14 protein-coding genes, 2 tRNA genes and 1 pseudogene are annotated in these 16,965 nt (G+C 43.7%); 14 read left to right on the top strand and 3 right to left on the bottom strand.

All coding sequences use genetic code 11. From position 1 onward, the window contains the following. Positions 1-10: 10 nt before the first annotated feature. The 4 genes and pseudogenes from Xhom_RS47975 (at position 11) to Xhom_RS47960 (ending at position 3,991) form a co-directional block, all read left to right on the top strand. A complete protein-coding gene (locus Xhom_RS47975; protein ID WP_069316962.1) occupies positions 11-391 on the top strand; it encodes a cupin domain-containing protein in 381 nt (126 codons plus the stop codon). Positions 392-406: 15 nt separating this feature from the next. Further along, positions 407-1,918 (top strand): aldehyde dehydrogenase family protein, encoded by a 1,512-nt coding sequence (locus Xhom_RS47970; protein WP_069316961.1) that lies wholly within the window; start codon positions 407-409, stop codon positions 1,916-1,918. A gap of 271 nt (positions 1,919-2,189) precedes the next feature. Then, positions 2,190-3,576: pseudogene (gene phoA / locus Xhom_RS47965) on the top strand (alkaline phosphatase). A 133-nt stretch (positions 3,577-3,709) separates the two neighbouring features. Continuing rightward, positions 3,710-3,991, top strand: coding sequence for a DUF1435 family protein (locus Xhom_RS47960; protein WP_069316960.1), 282 nt, complete (start codon positions 3,710-3,712; stop codon positions 3,989-3,991). Positions 3,992-4,096: 105 nt separating this feature from the next. Here the strand turns inward: Xhom_RS47960 and Xhom_RS47955 are convergent. From Xhom_RS47955 to rsmC, 3 genes are all read right to left on the bottom strand, one after another. Next, positions 4,097-4,183 (bottom strand) — tRNA-Leu (locus Xhom_RS47955). Positions 4,184-4,229: 46 nt separating this feature from the next. Continuing rightward, positions 4,230-4,316: transfer RNA gene (locus Xhom_RS47950), tRNA-Leu, on the bottom strand. A 211-nt stretch (positions 4,317-4,527) separates the two neighbouring features. Further along, positions 4,528-5,541, bottom strand: coding sequence for a 16S rRNA (guanine(1207)-N(2))-methyltransferase RsmC (gene rsmC / locus Xhom_RS47945; protein ID WP_069316959.1), 1,014 nt, complete (start codon positions 5,539-5,541; stop codon positions 4,528-4,530). 145 nt (positions 5,542-5,686) lie between these two features. On the opposite strand from rsmC, the gene Xhom_RS47940 reads away from it, so the two are divergent. The 10 genes from Xhom_RS47940 (at position 5,687) to deoB (ending at position 16,909) form a co-directional block, all read left to right on the top strand. After that, the gene (locus tag Xhom_RS47940; protein ID WP_069316958.1) at positions 5,687-6,097 is read left to right on the top strand and encodes a DNA polymerase III subunit psi; all 411 of its coding nucleotides are present in this window, start codon (positions 5,687-5,689) and stop codon (positions 6,095-6,097) included. Continuing rightward, a complete protein-coding gene (rimI, locus tag Xhom_RS47935; RefSeq protein ID WP_069316957.1) occupies positions 6,066-6,515 on the top strand; it encodes a ribosomal protein S18-alanine N-acetyltransferase in 450 nt (149 codons plus the stop codon). Before Xhom_RS47940 ends, rimI begins: the two co-directional genes overlap by 32 nt. Positions 6,516-7,081: 566 nt before the next feature. Continuing rightward, the gene (prfC, locus tag Xhom_RS47930) at positions 7,082-8,671 is read left to right on the top strand and encodes a peptide chain release factor 3 (RefSeq protein WP_069316956.1); all 1,590 of its coding nucleotides are present in this window, start codon (positions 7,082-7,084) and stop codon (positions 8,669-8,671) included. A 326-nt stretch (positions 8,672-8,997) separates the two neighbouring features. Continuing rightward, complete coding sequence (locus tag Xhom_RS47925) at positions 8,998-9,366, top strand: BON domain-containing protein (RefSeq protein ID WP_069316955.1); 369 nt, start codon at positions 8,998-9,000, stop codon at positions 9,364-9,366. A 268-nt stretch (positions 9,367-9,634) separates the two neighbouring features. Continuing rightward, positions 9,635-10,759 carry a patatin-like phospholipase family protein gene (locus Xhom_RS47920; RefSeq protein WP_069316954.1) on the top strand — a complete coding sequence of 375 codons (1,125 nt, stop codon included), beginning with the start codon at positions 9,635-9,637 and terminating at the stop codon, positions 10,757-10,759. 11 nt (positions 10,760-10,770) lie between these two features. After that, positions 10,771-11,541, top strand: coding sequence for a TatD family hydrolase (locus Xhom_RS47915; protein WP_069316953.1), 771 nt, complete (start codon positions 10,771-10,773; stop codon positions 11,539-11,541). A gap of 348 nt (positions 11,542-11,889) precedes the next feature. After that, the gene (locus Xhom_RS47910; RefSeq protein ID WP_198148783.1) at positions 11,890-13,155 is read left to right on the top strand and encodes a NupC/NupG family nucleoside CNT transporter; all 1,266 of its coding nucleotides are present in this window, start codon (positions 11,890-11,892) and stop codon (positions 13,153-13,155) included. Positions 13,156-13,373: 218 nt separating this feature from the next. Next, a complete protein-coding gene (gene deoC, locus Xhom_RS47905; RefSeq protein ID WP_069316951.1) occupies positions 13,374-14,153 on the top strand; it encodes a deoxyribose-phosphate aldolase in 780 nt (259 codons plus the stop codon). Positions 14,154-14,237: 84 nt separating this feature from the next. After that, positions 14,238-15,605 carry a thymidine phosphorylase gene (deoA, locus tag Xhom_RS47900; protein ID WP_069316950.1) on the top strand — a complete coding sequence of 456 codons (1,368 nt, stop codon included), beginning with the start codon at positions 14,238-14,240 and terminating at the stop codon, positions 15,603-15,605. An 80-nt stretch (positions 15,606-15,685) separates the two neighbouring features. Continuing rightward, positions 15,686-16,909, top strand: a complete 1,224-nt coding sequence (gene deoB / locus Xhom_RS47895) for a phosphopentomutase (protein WP_069316949.1) — start codon at positions 15,686-15,688, stop codon at positions 16,907-16,909. Positions 16,910-16,965: the final 56 nt, after the last annotated feature.

The raw sequence follows: 16,965 nt of genomic DNA, 5'->3' as shown, positions 1-16,965 counted from the left end.
GGTAAAAGTCATGATAAAGCCATTATTGTTAGATAAAGAACTTCCTGAATTAATGCCAATTGGCAGTGTTACTAATCTCGGTTCTATTGTGGTAGAGGGTGATCCACAGGCGAGTGGAGCAATGATTCACGGAGAACCAATGGATAACCTGACTTGCGGTATTTTTGTCTGCACTAAGGGGAAATTCAAAATGACTTACCCCTTTGATGAACTGGCAACGGTTCATGAAGGTTCAGTGAAACTGACTGATATTAAAACTGGGATGACGGTTGAATATCATAAAGGGGATTCTTGGTTTGCCGCGAAAGGTACGGAAGTGTTGTGGGACATCACCAGTGAACGTTTCGTCAAACATTATATGGCTTGTATAAATGCTCAAATGTCAGGCTAACCAGAGGAAAAAATAATGAGTGAAATTAATTTGCTGGAGTCAGTTACGGCTTTTTTGCAACGTTCTCACGGTCATTATATTAATGGAGCCTCTGTTCTTAGTCAGGAAAGTACGATAAATCAGAAAAATACGATGCTTTCTGTCGTTAATCCAGCTTCCGGTGAAATCATAGCTACAGTCAATCAAGCCGGAGAGGCAGAAGTTAATCAAGCAATGCAGGCGGCATCTAGCGCTTTTCACGGCGTCTGGGCTCAGACTTCTCCCATCGAGCGGGGAAATTGCCTAAATCGGTTGGCTGACTTACTGCAAAAAAATGGTGAGGAGCTGGCACAACTGGAAAGTTTATGTTCCGGTAAACCGATTCAACTATCTCGTATGCTGGAAGTGGGGGCATCTGCCGACTACTTACGTTATTTTGCAGGTTGGTCGAGTAAAATCAGCGGGGAAACACTGAATGTTTCTTTGCCATCGCTCAAAGGGGAGCATTATACCGCGTTTACCCGGCGTGAACCCATTGGGGTTGTGGTTGGCATTATCCCATGGAATTTTTCCATTATGATAGCTATTTGGAAATTGGGAGCGGCATTGGCCAGTGGTTGCACCATTGTACTCAAACCCAGTGAATATACCCCTTTAACTATATTGCGAGTGGCTGAACTGGCAAAAGAAGCGGGAATTCCAGATGGTGTGATCAATATCGTTAATGGTTCAGGTGCTCATATTGGATCGGCTCTGGTCAGTCATCCACAATGTGCCAAAGTTACTTTTACTGGTTCCGTTTCAACGGGAATGAATGTGGGAAAATCAGCTCTGGAGCAAGGATTAAAGCGGGTAACATTGGAGCTGGGAGGTAAAAATGCGGCAGCTTTCCTGCCAGATATGACTGTTGATAAAATCGTTGATGGCATATTGGAAGCGGGGTATGTGTATCAAGGGCAAATTTGTGCAGCTGCGGAACGCTTTTATATTCCTTCCATTCATATGGATGCGGTTTTGAAACTGCTTTCTGAACGTTTGTCAGCGATGAAAATTGGCTCTCCTCTGGATGAATCTACTGAGATGGGGCCTTTGGCAAATAAAGAACATTATGAAAAAATTCTGTCTCTGTTTGAAAAAGCGCGTCAGGAAGGTAATGAAATAGTTTATGGCGGCCATGTGCTGGAAGGCGCCGGATTTTTTGTCGCACCAACGATCATTAAAGCCAATAGTGCTGATGACACGTTGATGAAAGAAGAGACATTCGGGCCAATTGGTACTTTCCTCAGTTACGATGATGAGGAAGAATTGATAACCATGATGAATGCGACACCATTTGGCTTGTCTGCCAGTTTATGGACTAATGACTTGAGCAAGGCAATGCGTATGCTTCCTCGCATAAAAGCCGGCACTCTATGGGTTAATATGCATACGTTTTTAGACCCAGCAGTTCCATTTGGTGGCATGAATTCTTCCGGCATTGGCCGCGAGTTTGGCAGTGCATTCATTGAGCACTATACGGAGTTGAAGTCGGTTATGATGCGTTACTGATAGATAATTGACGGATAACTGACGGTTTATGAAGAGCCTATTCTACTGGGCTCTTTTTTCAGGTGAAAATCACATTCATCATTGATAGGGCTAAAGAACGATCAATCGCCTGTCACAATAATGTCGCCATAGGTTCAAATAAGTGTCATACGACATATTTATTATTCCTGCAATTCAACATCAGAATTTTTATTCTCTATCCGATTGCAAGGAAAATAATATGTCGCGTAATTATGAAAAAAATCTGCTTGCTGCTGTGATTGCTGTATTGATGTCAGGCACTACACTGCCTGTATGGGCAGCAAGCAATCCAGAGAATATTATGGCGCAACAGCGTGTAGCACAAGGTGATGTTACTCAGTTTGGTGGTGCTCGCCGCTTGACCCAAGATCAAACTGAGGCACTTAAGGCTGCGTTGAATAATACAAAAGCCAAGAATGTGATCTTGTTTATCGGCGATGGGATGGGGGATTCTGAAATTACTCTTGCTCGTAATTATGCAGAAGGTGCAGGAGGTTTCTTCACGGGAATAGATGCCTTGTCATTTACCGGTCAATACACACATTACTCGCTAGATAAGAAAACGAAAAAGCCGAATTATGTTACCGACTCTGCGGCTTCAGCCACAGCTTGGGCAACGGGAGTCAAAACCTATAATGGTGCGTTGGGAGTCGATGTTTTTGGCAAAGATCATCAATCTCTTTTAGAGCTGGCTAAAAAGAACGGCAAAGCAACGGGAAATGTCACCACGGCTGAAATTCAGGATGCAACACCAGCAGCTTTGTATGCCCATGTTACGGATCGTAAATGCTATGGGCCGGACGAAACGTCGAAAAAATGTCCCGAAAATGCTTTAGAAAATGGCGGTAAAGGCTCTATTACAGAACAATTGCTGGCAGCTCGTGCTGATGTGACTCTGGGAGGCGGAGCAAAATTGTTTACTCAACAATCGGTATCTGGCGTCAATAAAGGAAAAACTCTGCAACAACAGGCTTTGGCGCAGGGATATCAGTGGGTAACAGATACGAAATCGTTGGCGGCTGTTAAAGAGGCTACTCAGAAAAAGCCGTTGTTGGGGCTGTTCCACGATGAAAACATGGATGTGGCATGGGAAGGGCCAAAAGCTGTTTATCACGGCAATCTTACTGAAGAGCCAGTGAAGTGCGAGGTTAATTCTAAATTAGATCCTAACGTTCCGACGTTAGAACAAATGACAGAAAAAGCCATTGATTTACTGAAACAGAACAAAAATGGTTTTTTTCTGCAAGTTGAAAGCGCTTCGATTGATAAACAGGATCATAATGCCAATCCTTGTGCACAGATTGGTGAAACAGTCGCTTTGGACAAGGCTGTACAAGTTGGCCTTAAATTTGCGAAAGAACAGGGGGATACTTTAGTGATTGTGACCGCTGATCATGCACATGCCAGCCAGATCATTGAACCCAAGGTTAAATCACCGGGTTTTACTCGTTCACTGATTACTAAAGATGGTACTGTGATGACGGTAAATTATGGTAATTCAGAAGGGGGATAGTCAGAAGCATACTGGTACACAGTTGCGGGTTGCAGCGTATGGTCCTTATGCTGCCAATGTTGTCGGTTTGACCGATCAGACGGATCTATTCTTTACCATACGTGGTGCGATGGATTTGAAATAATAGATATACCTTGATGCAACTCGAAATCTATTGGGTATATCTTTCATTTTCGTTATTGATTTCTTGATTGTGATTAAGCTGCCATCACTATATGATATTGCGAATTATTATCATTTGTGTTTGGCGGTTTATCATGCTCGGTGCAAAACGGAGTTTAAAGCTCGCTTTTTGGCAAAGTATTACGGGATCTTGGGGAATGCTGTTATTTAGCTTGATAGGATCAGGATTGGTCGTGTCAGTGCTGATAATAGAGGGTGCTGGGATCGAGCAATTTAAAATCAGTATTCAAGGAGCTTTGTTATTGACGCTTGCGTTATTGTTACATCGTAATGCGCGTCATTTCTTGTTGATTCCAGCTTGCATTGCTATTGTTTGCAGTCTGTTCGCTATTTTGCGCCACCTTGCGTACTTATGATAAGAATTTAATGCTTGATTAATTGCTGAAATAAGGAAAATTGCTTAAATAGAGTAAAGCGAGAAGAGAGCAAAAGAAAAGGAATAGAGCAGGAAAATGAAACAGTGGTGCGAAGGGGGGGACTTGAACCCCCACGTCCGTTAGGACACTAACACCTGAAGCTAGCGCGTCTACCAATTCCGCCACCCTCGCAGGTACTGTCATTCATCCAATTTGTTTAACTTATAATTATCTGATTTGGTGCGAAGGGGGGGACTTGAACCCCCACGTCCGTTAGAACACTAACACCTGAAGCTAGCGCGTCTACCAATTCCGCCACCCTCGCATACCCAGATACTATCACTTAAACAAATAGCATGGAGGCGCATTCTAGAGATTTTATGGCTGGCGTCAATCATTATTTAGCGAGATAACGTGCAATTGGTGCAAAAATCAGCGTGTTGATATTTTGAAAGGGAGGATGTTCCAGATGGGAAAATAGAAATTGCCTGCCCGTGGAACTGGAGCAGGCAAAGTAGCGGGATTTAATGCCTAAATTACTTTTTCGTTGCTTGATACACTTTAAATTTACCTGTCTGTGCAATCACTTCATGATTCCCGAAAGCACTATCCAGCAAATTAGAATAAGGCAGGAAAGAGTTTGCGACGATCCGCAATTTACCACCGGATTTTAAATGGCTCGGAGCCATGCGGATCATGTCATCAGCGGCAGACAGATTAGTCTTTAAGCCATCATGGAATGGTGGATTGGAAATAATCCAGTCGAATTTTTCCTCAATCGCTGAATACACATTGCTGGTGATAACATTGCCTTCCAATTTATTGGCTTTCAGTGTCGCTTTACTGGATGTGATAGCTGCAGCATTAACATCACTCAATGTTAGGGCCAAATCAGGGTTCTTTTTACCCAGTACAGTCGCCAATACTCCGGAGCCACAGGCAATATCCAGCAGACTGCCAGAAACAGGCGCATCAAATGTCGAAAGCAACAGACGGCTGCCGACATCCAAATCATCCTGACTGAACACGCCGGGCAGGGTATTGATCGTGACATCATCCACCTGATAGCTATTCCACCAATTGTTTTGATCAAACTGAACCTGATTTTTCAGTTGACCATAAAACAGGCTACAACGGCGAGCAGTGTCAATTTTATGAAAAGTTGCTATACCTTCCATTAACTTATCAACACTGCGTACACCACTACGATTTTCTCCTACAATAAAAATATCTGTCCCGGGAGGCAGAATGGAAAACAGATTACGTAGTTGGAAACGCGCTTCTTGCTTGCTTTTTGGCCAGTAATAAATCAGGGTATCACATCCTTTGATAAATGCGCTGTCTGCTACAAGGCCAAACCACGCATTTTCGCCGAGTTGGCGGATCAAAGATTGCCAGTGGTGATACTGGTTAGTGTGCACTCGCACGCTTTCAGCTTCAATTTCCGTTGCCAGATTATCCTGAAGATCACCCGCAAAGAGCAGATGATGGGAGTGCAATTGCTCCTGATGGCGCAGGATAACTTCGCTGGCTGGGGTTAATACAGACATCTATGTATAAGCTCCTTATAAATCTTTATCCAAGTATCATAAATAGCAGAGGGCAGAATTGAAATGCCATGCCGATTGGCGCAGAGATAAGCCCTCTGATAATATGTTACCTGTTATTTTTTTATGGCAGATGGAATAAAACACGATGACGAAGCGTGACAGATTACTCTCCCAATTGGGGATCACCCAATGGGTTCTGCGTAGCCCGATGGCCTTGCAAGGTGAATTGTCTGTCCTCATCCCTGACTCAACCCGTCTATTGATCATTAGCCATGATCAAATTGATTTAAGTCATTCATTGTTTGCTGATATTTTTACAGCCATGGGGATTGATGCCTCATCGGTATATTGCATCACGACAAAAGATGTTGAGCTACTTTCGGAATCAATCCACTGTCCGTGCTGGCTGTTGGGGGTTGATATTACCGTATCAATACAAGGGATTTCTTTGAGAAGCCCAGCATTAAATGACTTATCTCTTGATGGGAATGCAAAACGCGCTCTTTGGCAACAAATTTACCATTATGAAGAATATTTCTCTATTAACTCCCGCTGATCTTTCCATAGCATTGCAAATAGAACAGGCCAGTCATATGTTTCCGTGGAGTGAAAAAACGTTTTACTCCAATCAAGGGGAGCGCTATCTCAACTATAAAATAACGCTGAATGACCAAATTATCGGCTTTGCGATCACGCAATATGTGATGGATGAAGCCACGTTATTTAATATTGCTATTCACCCTGATCATCAATCGCGGGGATATGGCCGGGCATTGTTGGATCATCTTATCAATATATTGCCTGAAAAACAGATAAATACACTATGGCTTGAAGTACGTCGTTCTAATCAATCCGCAATCCGTTTGTATGAAGACCTCGGCTTTAACGAGGTTTTCATCCGCAAGAATTATTACCCGACAACAACAGGAAAGGAAGATGCCATTATTATGGCGTTGCCGTTATTTGGGGGATGAACCGTTTTTGATGAAAAATCTTGCGAGGCGGAATGCAAAATCATCTGATAAAAAGAACATTTTTGACTGAGTATCGTATAAATGCAGGAAAATTAATAGGCTGTTTTAGGTAAGGATGGTCGGAAATGAAAACCTCGGCTTAAGGCCGAGGCGGATTTTCCAGATCGTTGTGGATGGTCATAGATTAAATCCATTGGAACCAAACACCAATCTTGTTACCTAATTTATAGCCTGTAGCTAGCAGAGTCAAAGATTCTAAGTAGATGAAAAAATTTGATAAAAATAGGCATCGGATGCTAAAAAACACACCTTCTCTTTCCATTCTCGTTATATTTGGAACAGCTACATTTGTGCTTCTTTGTATCCCCTTTTAAATATCGTTGAAGTTTCTCTGAGAAATTCCATTGATTCGGCACTTATCTTGAACATCATTGGTTGTTTATAAATCCAAGTTCAGCGAAAATATGCTCCAATCACGATTAACCTGACGGATTTGAAGGCGGGGCGCCAATAGGGGCATTTCCCAATTGATATTAATCCGTGTACTGACTAGAAGATTCCAATTGATGTCAAATTCCCCATTTCTGCAAGAAGTCGCGAAAAGGCGCACCTTTGCGATAATTTCGCATCCTGATGCAGGTAAAACTACCATTACCGAAAAAGTGTTATTGTTCGGACAGGCTATCCAAAAAGCAGGTACGGTAAAAGGCCGAGGCTCTAACCAACATGCTAAATCCGACTGGATGGAAATGGAAAAACAGCGTGGTATCTCCATTACCACTTCTGTGATGCAGTTTCCTTATAGTGATTGTCTGGTGAACTTGCTGGATACGCCAGGGCACGAAGACTTTTCCGAAGATACCTACCGTACTTTAACGGCGGTGGACTGTTGCCTGATGGTAATTGATGCCGCAAAAGGGGTTGAGGATCGCACCCGTAAGCTGATGGAAGTTACCCGCCTGCGTGACACACCAATCCTGACATTCATGAACAAGCTTGACCGTGATATCCGTGATCCGATGGAGCTGATGGATGAAGTGGAAAATGAACTGAATATCGCCTGTAGTCCAATTACATGGCCGATTGGCTGTGGTAAATCCTTCAAGGGCGTTTATCACCTCTACCTTGATAAAATTTATCTATACCAATCCGGTCAAGGTCATACCATTCAGGAAGTGCGCGCTATCAAAGGGTTGGATAACCCTGAATTGGATGCGGCAGTGGGTGAAGATTTGGCGAATCAATTGCGTGAAGAGCTGGAACTGGTTAAAGGTGCGTCCCATGAATTTGATCAGGATGCCTTTTTGCAAGGGGAGTTGACACCAGTCTTTTTCGGTACTGCATTGGGCAACTTTGGTGTTGATCATATGTTGGATGGCTTGGTTGAATGGGCTCCGACCCCAATGCCCCGTCAAACTGATGCACGTGTAGTCACTGCTAATGAAGAGAAGTTTACGGGCTTTGTTTTCAAAATCCAGGCCAATATGGATCCGAAACACCGTGACCGTGTTGCATTCATGCGCGTTGTTTCCGGTAAATATGAAAAAGGCATGAAACTGCGCCAAGTCCGCATTAAGAAAGATGTTGTCATTTCCGATGCACTGACCTTTATGGCAGGAGATCGTTCTCATGTTGAGCACGCTTATCCAGGGGATATTATCGGCCTGCACAACCATGGCACAATCCAGATTGGTGATACCTTTAGCCAAGGTGAAGAGTTGAAATTCACCGGTATCCCTAACTTTGCACCAGAATTGTTCCGCCGTATTCGTCTGCGTGATCCATTGAAACAGAAGCAACTGCTGAAAGGTCTGGTTCAATTATCAGAAGAAGGGGCTGTGCAGGTATTCCGTCCATTGTCCAATAATGACCTGATCGTTGGCGCGGTCGGTGTGCTCCAGTTCGATGTTGTTGTTGCTCGATTGAAGAGCGAGTACAACGTTGAAGCACTGTATGAGCCGGTGAATGTATCTACGGCTCGTTGGGTAGAGTGTTCTGATGTGAAAACATTAGAAGAGTTTAAACGCAAGAGTGAGCAGAACTTAGCTCTCGATGGCGGTGATAATCTGACTTACATTGCTCCAACAATGGTCAACCTAAACCTGACCAGCGAACGTTATCCTGATATTGCTTTCCGTAAGACACGGGAACATTAATGTTTGGGGAGCCAACTATTTTGTTCTGTTGGCTCTTTTTTTTTCGCATATCCTCGTCGTCTTTCAAGTTACCGCTTTGTTGGTTACGCTCTTTTACCCCAGTCATGTAGTTATAAACATAGAGTTAGCGATGCTTCCGAGAAGATATAAGTGCTGCATCTTGGAATCTATCGGGTACACAACGCTTACCTTTTTTCTTCATTTAGAATAATTCCCTGTTTTAATGAAAATATACGTTATTTTTTGTAAAGCTCATTTTATCACTTCGGTCTAATTGACATACTGTTCTGGTAACAATTCCGGCTAACGTAAAAGAAGGTGGTAGGATGAAAAATATTAAGTTTACACATTCACTACTGGCTGTTGTTCTCGGCTCGGTACTGATCAGTAGCAGCGCTCTAGCAGAAGAAAGTCCTTCAGGAAAAATATTTGAGAGCGCGGGACAGAAGATAGATAGCTCTTTACAGCATGCAGATAATTTTCTTGATGACAGCACCATTACGGCAAAAGTGAAAGGGGAATTGTTAGGGCATAAGGGCTTGAACAGCAATGAAATCTCAGTGAAAACGGAAAAAGGCATTGTTTACCTTTCGGGGTTTGTCAAAAACAAGAGGCAAGCAGCAGAAATAGCTGAAATTGTCCATGGAGTGGAAGGTGTCAAAGCGGTTAAGAGTACGTTAGAGATTAAAAAATAACTGAAGTTACTTATAGAGTGGCTGATAATAAGCCACTCTTTTTCTTTCTTTTCCCTTCTTTTCCTCAAGTAAAACCCTGCTAAATTAGGCGATTATCTCATAGGAAAATCTATTGGGATAATTTGCTGAATTAATCTCTTTTGATATTTTAGTTTTCACTACTTAACGAAAATTTTACAAACAGGTTGTTTGAACAACAATATACTGATAGATATTCGACATGCGGATTATGCTTTGATGTCGTTATTGATTTTGAGGGAGGAGAATAGTGGGGAAACATATTCCAATAACGTTGGGTAATATAGAACCTTTAGCTTATAAATCACAGATCAAACCAGGAAAAATAGCGCTTGTTTGTGAAGGTGGGGGCCAGCGAGGTATTTTTACAGCAGGTGTTTTGGATGAATTCCTTCGTCTTAGCTTTAATCCATTTGAGTTGTTTCTTGGGACATCGGCAGGAGCCCAAAACCTCTCGGCTTATATTTGTGGTCAGCAGGGTTATGCCCGCAGAGTGATCAACCGTTATACAACCGATCCCGCTTTTTTTAATCCATTTCGTTTTGTTCGCGGTGGGCACCTGATCGATCTGGATTGGTATATTGATACTATATCTGAACAATTACCACTCGATATCACAGCAGCGATGCGCCAGTTTGATGCAGGGCGTGAATTCTACATGTGTGCCTGTCGTGCTGATAACTTTAAACCTGATTATTTGCATCCTGATGACAAAAATTGGATGGAAATCATTAAAGCCTCCAGTGCTATTCCCGGTTTTTATCGTAATGGTGTCTCCTTTGGCGATGTAATCTATCAAGATGGTGGTATTTGCGATGCTATTCCTGTGCAAGAAGCTTATCGCCGTGGTGCAGATACGATTGTTGTGATCAGGACAGTTCCTTCACAGCCTTACTATACTCCTCAGTGGTTCAAGAGAATGGAACGCTGGTTGGAAACCAGTAGTTTGCAAAAGATGGTCAAAATGCTCAATCTTCACGCCCAGAGTTACCGTCGGACGCAGGAATTTATCAAAAAACCACCGGATGACGTGCAAATATTCGAAATTTATCCACCTGCACCATTGGCTACGATGGCGTTGGGCAGCAAAATTAGGGCATTAACTCAGGATTACCACTTGGGACGGCGTTGTGGTCGATACTTTTTGGCGACTATTGGTCATACTTTTGTGGGTGGGAAATTTGGGCAAGCAGAACGCAAGAGTTATGGTGTATGCCGTAATAGCTTAAGTACTGATGGCGTCAATCGTCATTGCTTCCGGCGAAACCATTTCCTGAATAATATAGAACGTTCGGTAGCCGATGTGCCCATTGTTGAGATAGTTGATAACGTTCCGCCGACAGAGAAAATAGTGGTGAACAACACGGACAAGTAACGGACAAATAGATGTTTATCGATACACATTGTCATTTTGATTTCCCTCCCTTTTTGGGTGATGAAATAACGAGCTTAGAACAAGCCAGACGAGTGGGAGTGGAAAAAATTATTGTGCCTACAGTCAGCGAAAGGAATTTTCAGCGAGTTGTTGCGTTAGCAGAAAATTACCCTGCAATCTATGCTGCTTTGGGGTTACATCCACTCTATATCCGTGAACATCAAAGTGCTCATTTGGATGAGTTGGCTCAGAGGTTACAGGAAAAAAATGCCAAATGCGTAGCCGTCGGGGAAATTGGTCTTGATCTTTATATGCCAGAACCGCAGTTTGAGAAGCAAAAAAGTGTGTTGGAAGCGCAGGTAAAGCTGGCTAAACAACATGATTTACCGGTGATACTGCACTCCAGAAAAAGCCATGATCAATTGGCTGCCATTTTGCGAAAGCATAAATTGCCCCGCACAGGGGTAATTCATGGTTTTGCGGGCAGTTTATCTCAAGCTCAAGCTTTTATTCGACTGGGTTTCTACATTGGTGTAGGGGGAACGATTACTTACGATCGGGCACAAAAAACACGTCATACGATTTCACAACTCCCCCTGTCATCTTTGGTTTTGGAAACAGATGCACCGGATATGCCATTGTCGGGATACCAAGGGCAGCCAAACCGACCAGAAAGAGTTGCTGCGATTTTTTCAGTACTTTGTGACTTGCGCCAAGAATCATCAGATGAAATTGCTAATCAAGTTTATCAAAATAGTATGGCATTATTCGAACTGAACTGATCTTAGTCAGTGAGAATTAAAGAGATTTTAGTATATAAAACATTCGATTGGTTTTTAGTAATCATTAATGATGTTTAACTTATATTGCTTGCTTATTTATCCTTTTTTTTACCATTTTACCCGTAAGATTATCTAATCCCCCCGAAATTAGATGGTTTTATGTGACGGGTATCTCATTTTGCGTTTTTATATTACTTTTTGCTGTATTAATTTGTGAAGTTAGTTACTTGTTCCTTTTAGGTACTAGGTATAATCGGCTCACACACAATGTCAGTAGAAACTCACAAAATAACTGACATATTTTTATTATTCATTCAGTGAACAGGGATTCTTCCAATGCAACTCTTTATGAGCCTGGTCGGGATGGCAGTGCTGATTTTCATCGCAGTACTCTTCTCCAGTAACTATCGAGCTATTAAAATCCGTACTGTCCTGGGCGCCTTTCTGATTCAGGTTGCTATTGGGGCATTTGTGCTTTACGTGCCAGCGGGCAAAGACATTCTAGGGGGAATGTCAAGAGGTGTGTCCAACGTGATTGGATATGGTCAGAAAGGAACAGACTTTATTTTTGGCGGATTAGTCTCTGACAAAATGTTTGAATTGTTCGGTGGCGCTGGCTTTATTTTTGCCCTGCGTGTTCTGCCAGTAATCGTTTTCTTCTCCTCACTTATTGCGGTGCTGTATTACATGGGCATCATGCAGATCATCATCAAAGTATTGGGTGGTGGCTTGCAGAAAATGTTGGGAACATCACGCACTGAATCTTTGTCTGCGACAGCAAATATTTTCGTAGGCCAAACCGAAGCACCTCTGGTTGTTCGTCCTTATATTGCGACCATGACCCAATCTGAGCTGTTCGCCGTTATGTGTGGTGGATTGGCTTCTGTAGCAGGTTCAGTATTGGCGGGTTACGCATCTATGGGTGTTCCACTGGAATATCTGATTGCAGCTTCCTTTATGGCTGCGCCGGGTGGTTTGCTGTTTGCTAAACTGATCGTACCTGAAACCGAAGAAACACACGATACCGTTGATGCAATGTCTCTGATTGCAGCGGAAGATCGTCCAGCCAATGTCATTGATGCCGCAGCATCGGGCGCAGCATCAGGTATGCAACTGGCTTTGAACGTTGGTGCAATGCTGTTGGCATTCACCGCATTGATTGCTTTGCTGAATGGTATTTTAGGTGGCATCGGCGGCTGGTTCGATTACCCTCAATTATCCATGGAATTGGTGTTGGGCTGGGTGTTTTCGCCAATTGCTTACCTGATTGGTGTTCCATGGCATGAAGCGACTATCGCGGGTTCTTTCATCGGCCAGAAAGTCGTGGTCAATGAATTCGTGGCATTCATGAACTTTGGTGAATACCTGAAAGCAGATGATGTTGTTCAGGCTGCAGGTCTGCAAGTGCTTTCCGACCATACTAAAGCGATTATCGCTTTTGCTCTGTGTGGCTTCGCTAACTTGTCTTCTGTTGCTATTCTGTTGGGTGGCTTGGGTGGTATGGCACCAAACCGTCGTGGTGACATTGCACGCTTTGGTATCAAAGCTGTACTGGCCGGTTCACTCTCTAACTTGATGAGTGCAACTATTGCAGGCTTCTTCCTCGCGTTGTAATACGTAGAAAGTGAGTCTCAAATTAAATGCAGGTGAGGTTTCTCACCTGCTTTTGTTTTTCCTGAAAGCAGAAAAACAAAATAAAAAAGCAAAATGAAAAAGCAAAATAGTGCGGAGAGAAGGAACTCTGTTGTTGTTGTGGTATATAACCATAGCGATATCTTCAAGGAACCAAGTCCGCTCACCAACAAACGAACCTAATACCGTTGGAGAGTTTTATGACCGATTTAACCGCCGCCGCTCAGCGTGCGCTGAGTTTGATGGATTTAACGACACTTAATGACGATGACACAGATGAGAAAGTGACTGCACTTTGTCGTCAAGCTAATAGTCCTGCCGGACATACCGCTGCTGTCTGTATCTACCCTCGTTTTATTCCTGTGGCACGTAAGGTATTACGTGAACAGGGAACCCCTGATATTCGTATTGCCACCGTGACCAACTTCCCACATGGCAACGATAATATTGATATTGCACTGGCTGAAACTCGCGCTGCTATAGCCTATGGTGCTGATGAAGTGGATGTTGTTTTCCCTTATCGTGCCTTGATGGCAGGCAATGAACAAATCGGTTTCGAGCTGGTTAAAGCTTGCAAAATGGTTTGTGCTGAATCCGGTGTTTGGCTAAAAGTGATTATTGAATCCGGTGAATTAAAAGAAGTTGACCTGATTCGTAAGGCATCAGAAATTTCAATTAAAGCCGGTGCGGATTTCATCAAAACCTCAACAGGTAAAGTTCCCGTTAACGCGACGCTGGAAAGTGCTGAAATCATGCTGAGTGTTATCCGTGACATGGGCGTGGGTGAAACCGTTGGTTTTAAACCTGCTGGTGGAGTGCGTACTGCCGAAGAAGCGGAACAGTATCTGATGCTGGTTGGACGTATCATGGGAGACAAATGGGCTGATTCCCGTCATTTCCGCTTCGGTGCTTCCAGTTTGTTGAGTAGTTTGCTGACCGTGCTTGGACATCAGGGCCAAAAGCAGAACAGTAGTTATTGAGATCAATAATGACTTATTCAATACGCACTAAGATAGTGTGTATTACTGCCATTCTTTTCAGATAATAATGATTGGGGGGTAGCTTTGTTGCTGGCACAGGAAATAATCCGCAAAAAACGTGATGGTCACCCTTTGAGTGCAGAAGAACTCCGTTTCTTTATTAATGGAGTGCGTGATAACACGGTCTCCGAAGGGCAGATCGCTGCATTGGCAATGACCATCTATTACCATGATATGACGATGGAAGAGTGCGTTGCCTTGACATTGGCAATGCGTGATTCTGGTACAGTCTTAGATTGGAAGAAATTGAACCTCCCCGGCCCGATTGTGGACAAGCATTCAACGGGCGGAGTAGGTGATGTTACCTCTCTGATGCTTGGGCCGATGGTGGCAGCCTGTGGGGGATATGTACCGATGATCTCTGGACGGGGTTTGGGACATACCGGAGGCACACTGGATAAATTAGAGTCTATCCCCGGTTTTGACATTTTCCCTGATGAGCAGTGTTTCCGTGACATTATTCGGGATGTGGGAGTTGCAATTATCGGGCAGACCAATTCATTAGCACCTGCGGATAAACGCTTTTATGCGACGCGTGATATTACTGCGACTGTTGATTCCATCCCTTTGATTACCGCTTCGATCTTGGGTAAAAAACTGGCCGAGGGATTGGATGCACTGGTAATGGATGTGAAAGTCGGCTCAGGTGCATTCATGCCGACTTATGAACAATCAGAACGATTGGCTGAGTCCATCGTCAGAGTAGCCAATGGGGCTGGTTGTAGAACAACCGCGTTATTGACAGATATGAATCAAGTCTTAGCATCCAGTGCCGGCAATGCGCTGGAAGTGCGTGAAGCTGTTCAATTCCTGACAGGAGAATACCGTAATCCTCGGTTATTTGAGGTGACAATGGCATTGTCTGCTGAAATGCTGCTGTCAGGTCATCTGGCAACTGATCGTGATGATGCCCATCGTAAGTTACAGGCGGTGCTGGACAGCGGCAAAGCCGCTGAAATATTTGGTCGTATGGTGGCTGCACAGAAAGGGCCAGTTGATTTCGTCGAAAATTACCCCCGTTATCTACCCACTGCCGGATTCAGCAAGCCAGTATTGGCAGGAGAAAGGGGCATCGAAAGTGGCATTGTTACAGAGATGGATACCCGAGCGTTGGGAATGATTGTTGTTGCATTGGGAGGTGGTCGTCGTAAAGCGGCCGATCCTATTAATTACAGTGTGGGGCTGAGTAATATCGTTGCGTTGGGGACAAAAGTGAATGCAGATACCCCTCTGGCGATGATTCATGCTAATAGCGAGAACGCTTGGCATGAAACCGCAGAAGCAGTACGTAACGCTTTTGTTTTTAATGATACAGTTTTTGATGAAACCGTTTTAGAGAAAACCAAGGTAAAAACCGGCACGCCAATGGTTTATCGTCATATCAGTGAATAAACCATCACAAGTATTTAAAATAGATTTTAATAGCTGGCAGTTTCCGCATTGATAGGCGTGAATTGACGCAGGAGAAAATTATGAAACGTACATTCATCATGGTATTGGATTCCTTTGGTATTGGTGCAAGCGCAGATGCTGGAAAGTTTGGCGACCAAGGATCTAACACCTTAGGGCATATCGCAGAACAATGTGCCCGTGGTGAGGCTGATATCGGCCGTAAAGGGCTATTAACCCTACCGAACCTGAGCCGGTTGGGATTGGGCAAAGCAGCGGAAGAATCCAGTGGAACTTTCCCGGTTGGTCTGGATAAAGATGCCGAAATTATTGGCGCCTATGGTTATGCAAGTGAACTTTCTTCTGGTAAAGACACGCCATCAGGTCACTGGGAAATTGCGGGCGTTCCGGTTTTGTTCGATTGGGGATATTTCCACGACGAAGAAAACAGTTTTCCACAAGAATTGTTGGATAAACTCGTTGAACGTGCCAACCTGCCGGGATATCTGGGGAACTGCCACTCTTCCGGTACGGTTATCCTGGATAAACTGGGCGAAGAGCACATGAAAACCGGCAAGCCAATTTTCTATACTTCTGCGGATTCTGTTTTCCAGATTGCCTGTCATGAAGAGACATTCGGCTTAGATCGTCTCTATGAGCTGTGTGAAATCGCTCGTGAAGAGCTGAATATTGGCGAATATAATATTGGCCGTGTGATTGCCCGCCCATTTGTAGGGGATAAAGTGGGTGATTTCCAACGTACCGGTAACCGTCATGATTTGGCGGTTGAGCCACCAGCGGCAACCATCCTGAAAAAGTTGGTTGATGAAAAACAGGGTGAAGTCGTTTCTATTGGTAAAATTGCTGATATCTACGCGAACGTGGGGATCACGAAAAAAGTCAAAGCGACGGGAATTGATGCTTTGTTTGATGCTTCACTGATTGAAATGGAGCAGGCCGGAGATAACACCATCGTATTTACCAATTTTGTTGATTTCGACTCCTCTTACGGCCATCGCCGTGATGTTGCCGGTTATGCGGCAGCACTGGAACTGTTTGATCGTCGTCTGCCAGAAATGCTGAAACTGGTTAAAGAAGATGACATTCTGATCTTTACCGCTGACCATGGTTGTGACCCAACTTGGGCGGGTACTGATCATACACGTGAACACATTCCTGTTTTGGTATACGGCCCTAACGTTAAACCAGGTTCATTAGGGCATCGTGAAACATTTGCCGACATTGGGCAGACAGTGGCGAAATATTTCGACCTGACGCCGATGGATTACGGGAAAGTGATGTTTTAATTTTTGTGGGAGGTCAATTGGCTTTCCTCGATTTTCACCTATTTTGATACGTAATA

Origin of the sequence: Xenorhabdus hominickii (assembly GCF_002632725.1) — a bacterium.
GTDB lineage: Bacteria > Pseudomonadota > Gammaproteobacteria > Enterobacterales > Enterobacteriaceae > Xenorhabdus > Xenorhabdus hominickii.
The sequence above is the reverse complement of the archived record's forward strand: the minus strand, read 5'-3'. Positions and strand labels throughout refer to the sequence as shown.

Bases quoted from the DNA above. Each gene is read 5' to 3' on its own strand.
- Xhom_RS47975 (WP_069316962.1), top strand. From the start codon at position 11: ATGATAAAGCCATTATTGTTAGATAAAGAACTTCCTGAATTAATGCCA.
- Xhom_RS47970 (WP_069316961.1), top strand. From the start codon at position 407: ATGAGTGAAATTAATTTGCTGGAGTCAGTTACGGCTTTTTTGCAACGT.
- Xhom_RS47960 (WP_069316960.1), top strand. From the start codon at position 3,710: ATGCTCGGTGCAAAACGGAGTTTAAAGCTCGCTTTTTGGCAAAGTATT.
- rsmC (WP_069316959.1), bottom strand. From the start codon at position 5,541: ATGTCTGTATTAACCCCAGCCAGCGAAGTTATCCTGCGCCATCAGGAG.
- Xhom_RS47940 (WP_069316958.1), top strand. From the start codon at position 5,687: ATGACGAAGCGTGACAGATTACTCTCCCAATTGGGGATCACCCAATGG.
- rimI (WP_069316957.1), top strand. From the start codon at position 6,066: ATGAAGAATATTTCTCTATTAACTCCCGCTGATCTTTCCATAGCATTG.
- prfC (WP_069316956.1), top strand. From the start codon at position 7,082: ATGTCAAATTCCCCATTTCTGCAAGAAGTCGCGAAAAGGCGCACCTTT.
- Xhom_RS47925 (WP_069316955.1), top strand. From the start codon at position 8,998: ATGAAAAATATTAAGTTTACACATTCACTACTGGCTGTTGTTCTCGGC.
- Xhom_RS47915 (WP_069316953.1), top strand. From the start codon at position 10,771: ATGTTTATCGATACACATTGTCATTTTGATTTCCCTCCCTTTTTGGGT.
- Xhom_RS47910 (WP_198148783.1), top strand. From the start codon at position 11,890: ATGAGCCTGGTCGGGATGGCAGTGCTGATTTTCATCGCAGTACTCTTC.
- deoC (WP_069316951.1), top strand. From the start codon at position 13,374: ATGACCGATTTAACCGCCGCCGCTCAGCGTGCGCTGAGTTTGATGGAT.
- deoB (WP_069316949.1), top strand. From the start codon at position 15,686: ATGAAACGTACATTCATCATGGTATTGGATTCCTTTGGTATTGGTGCA.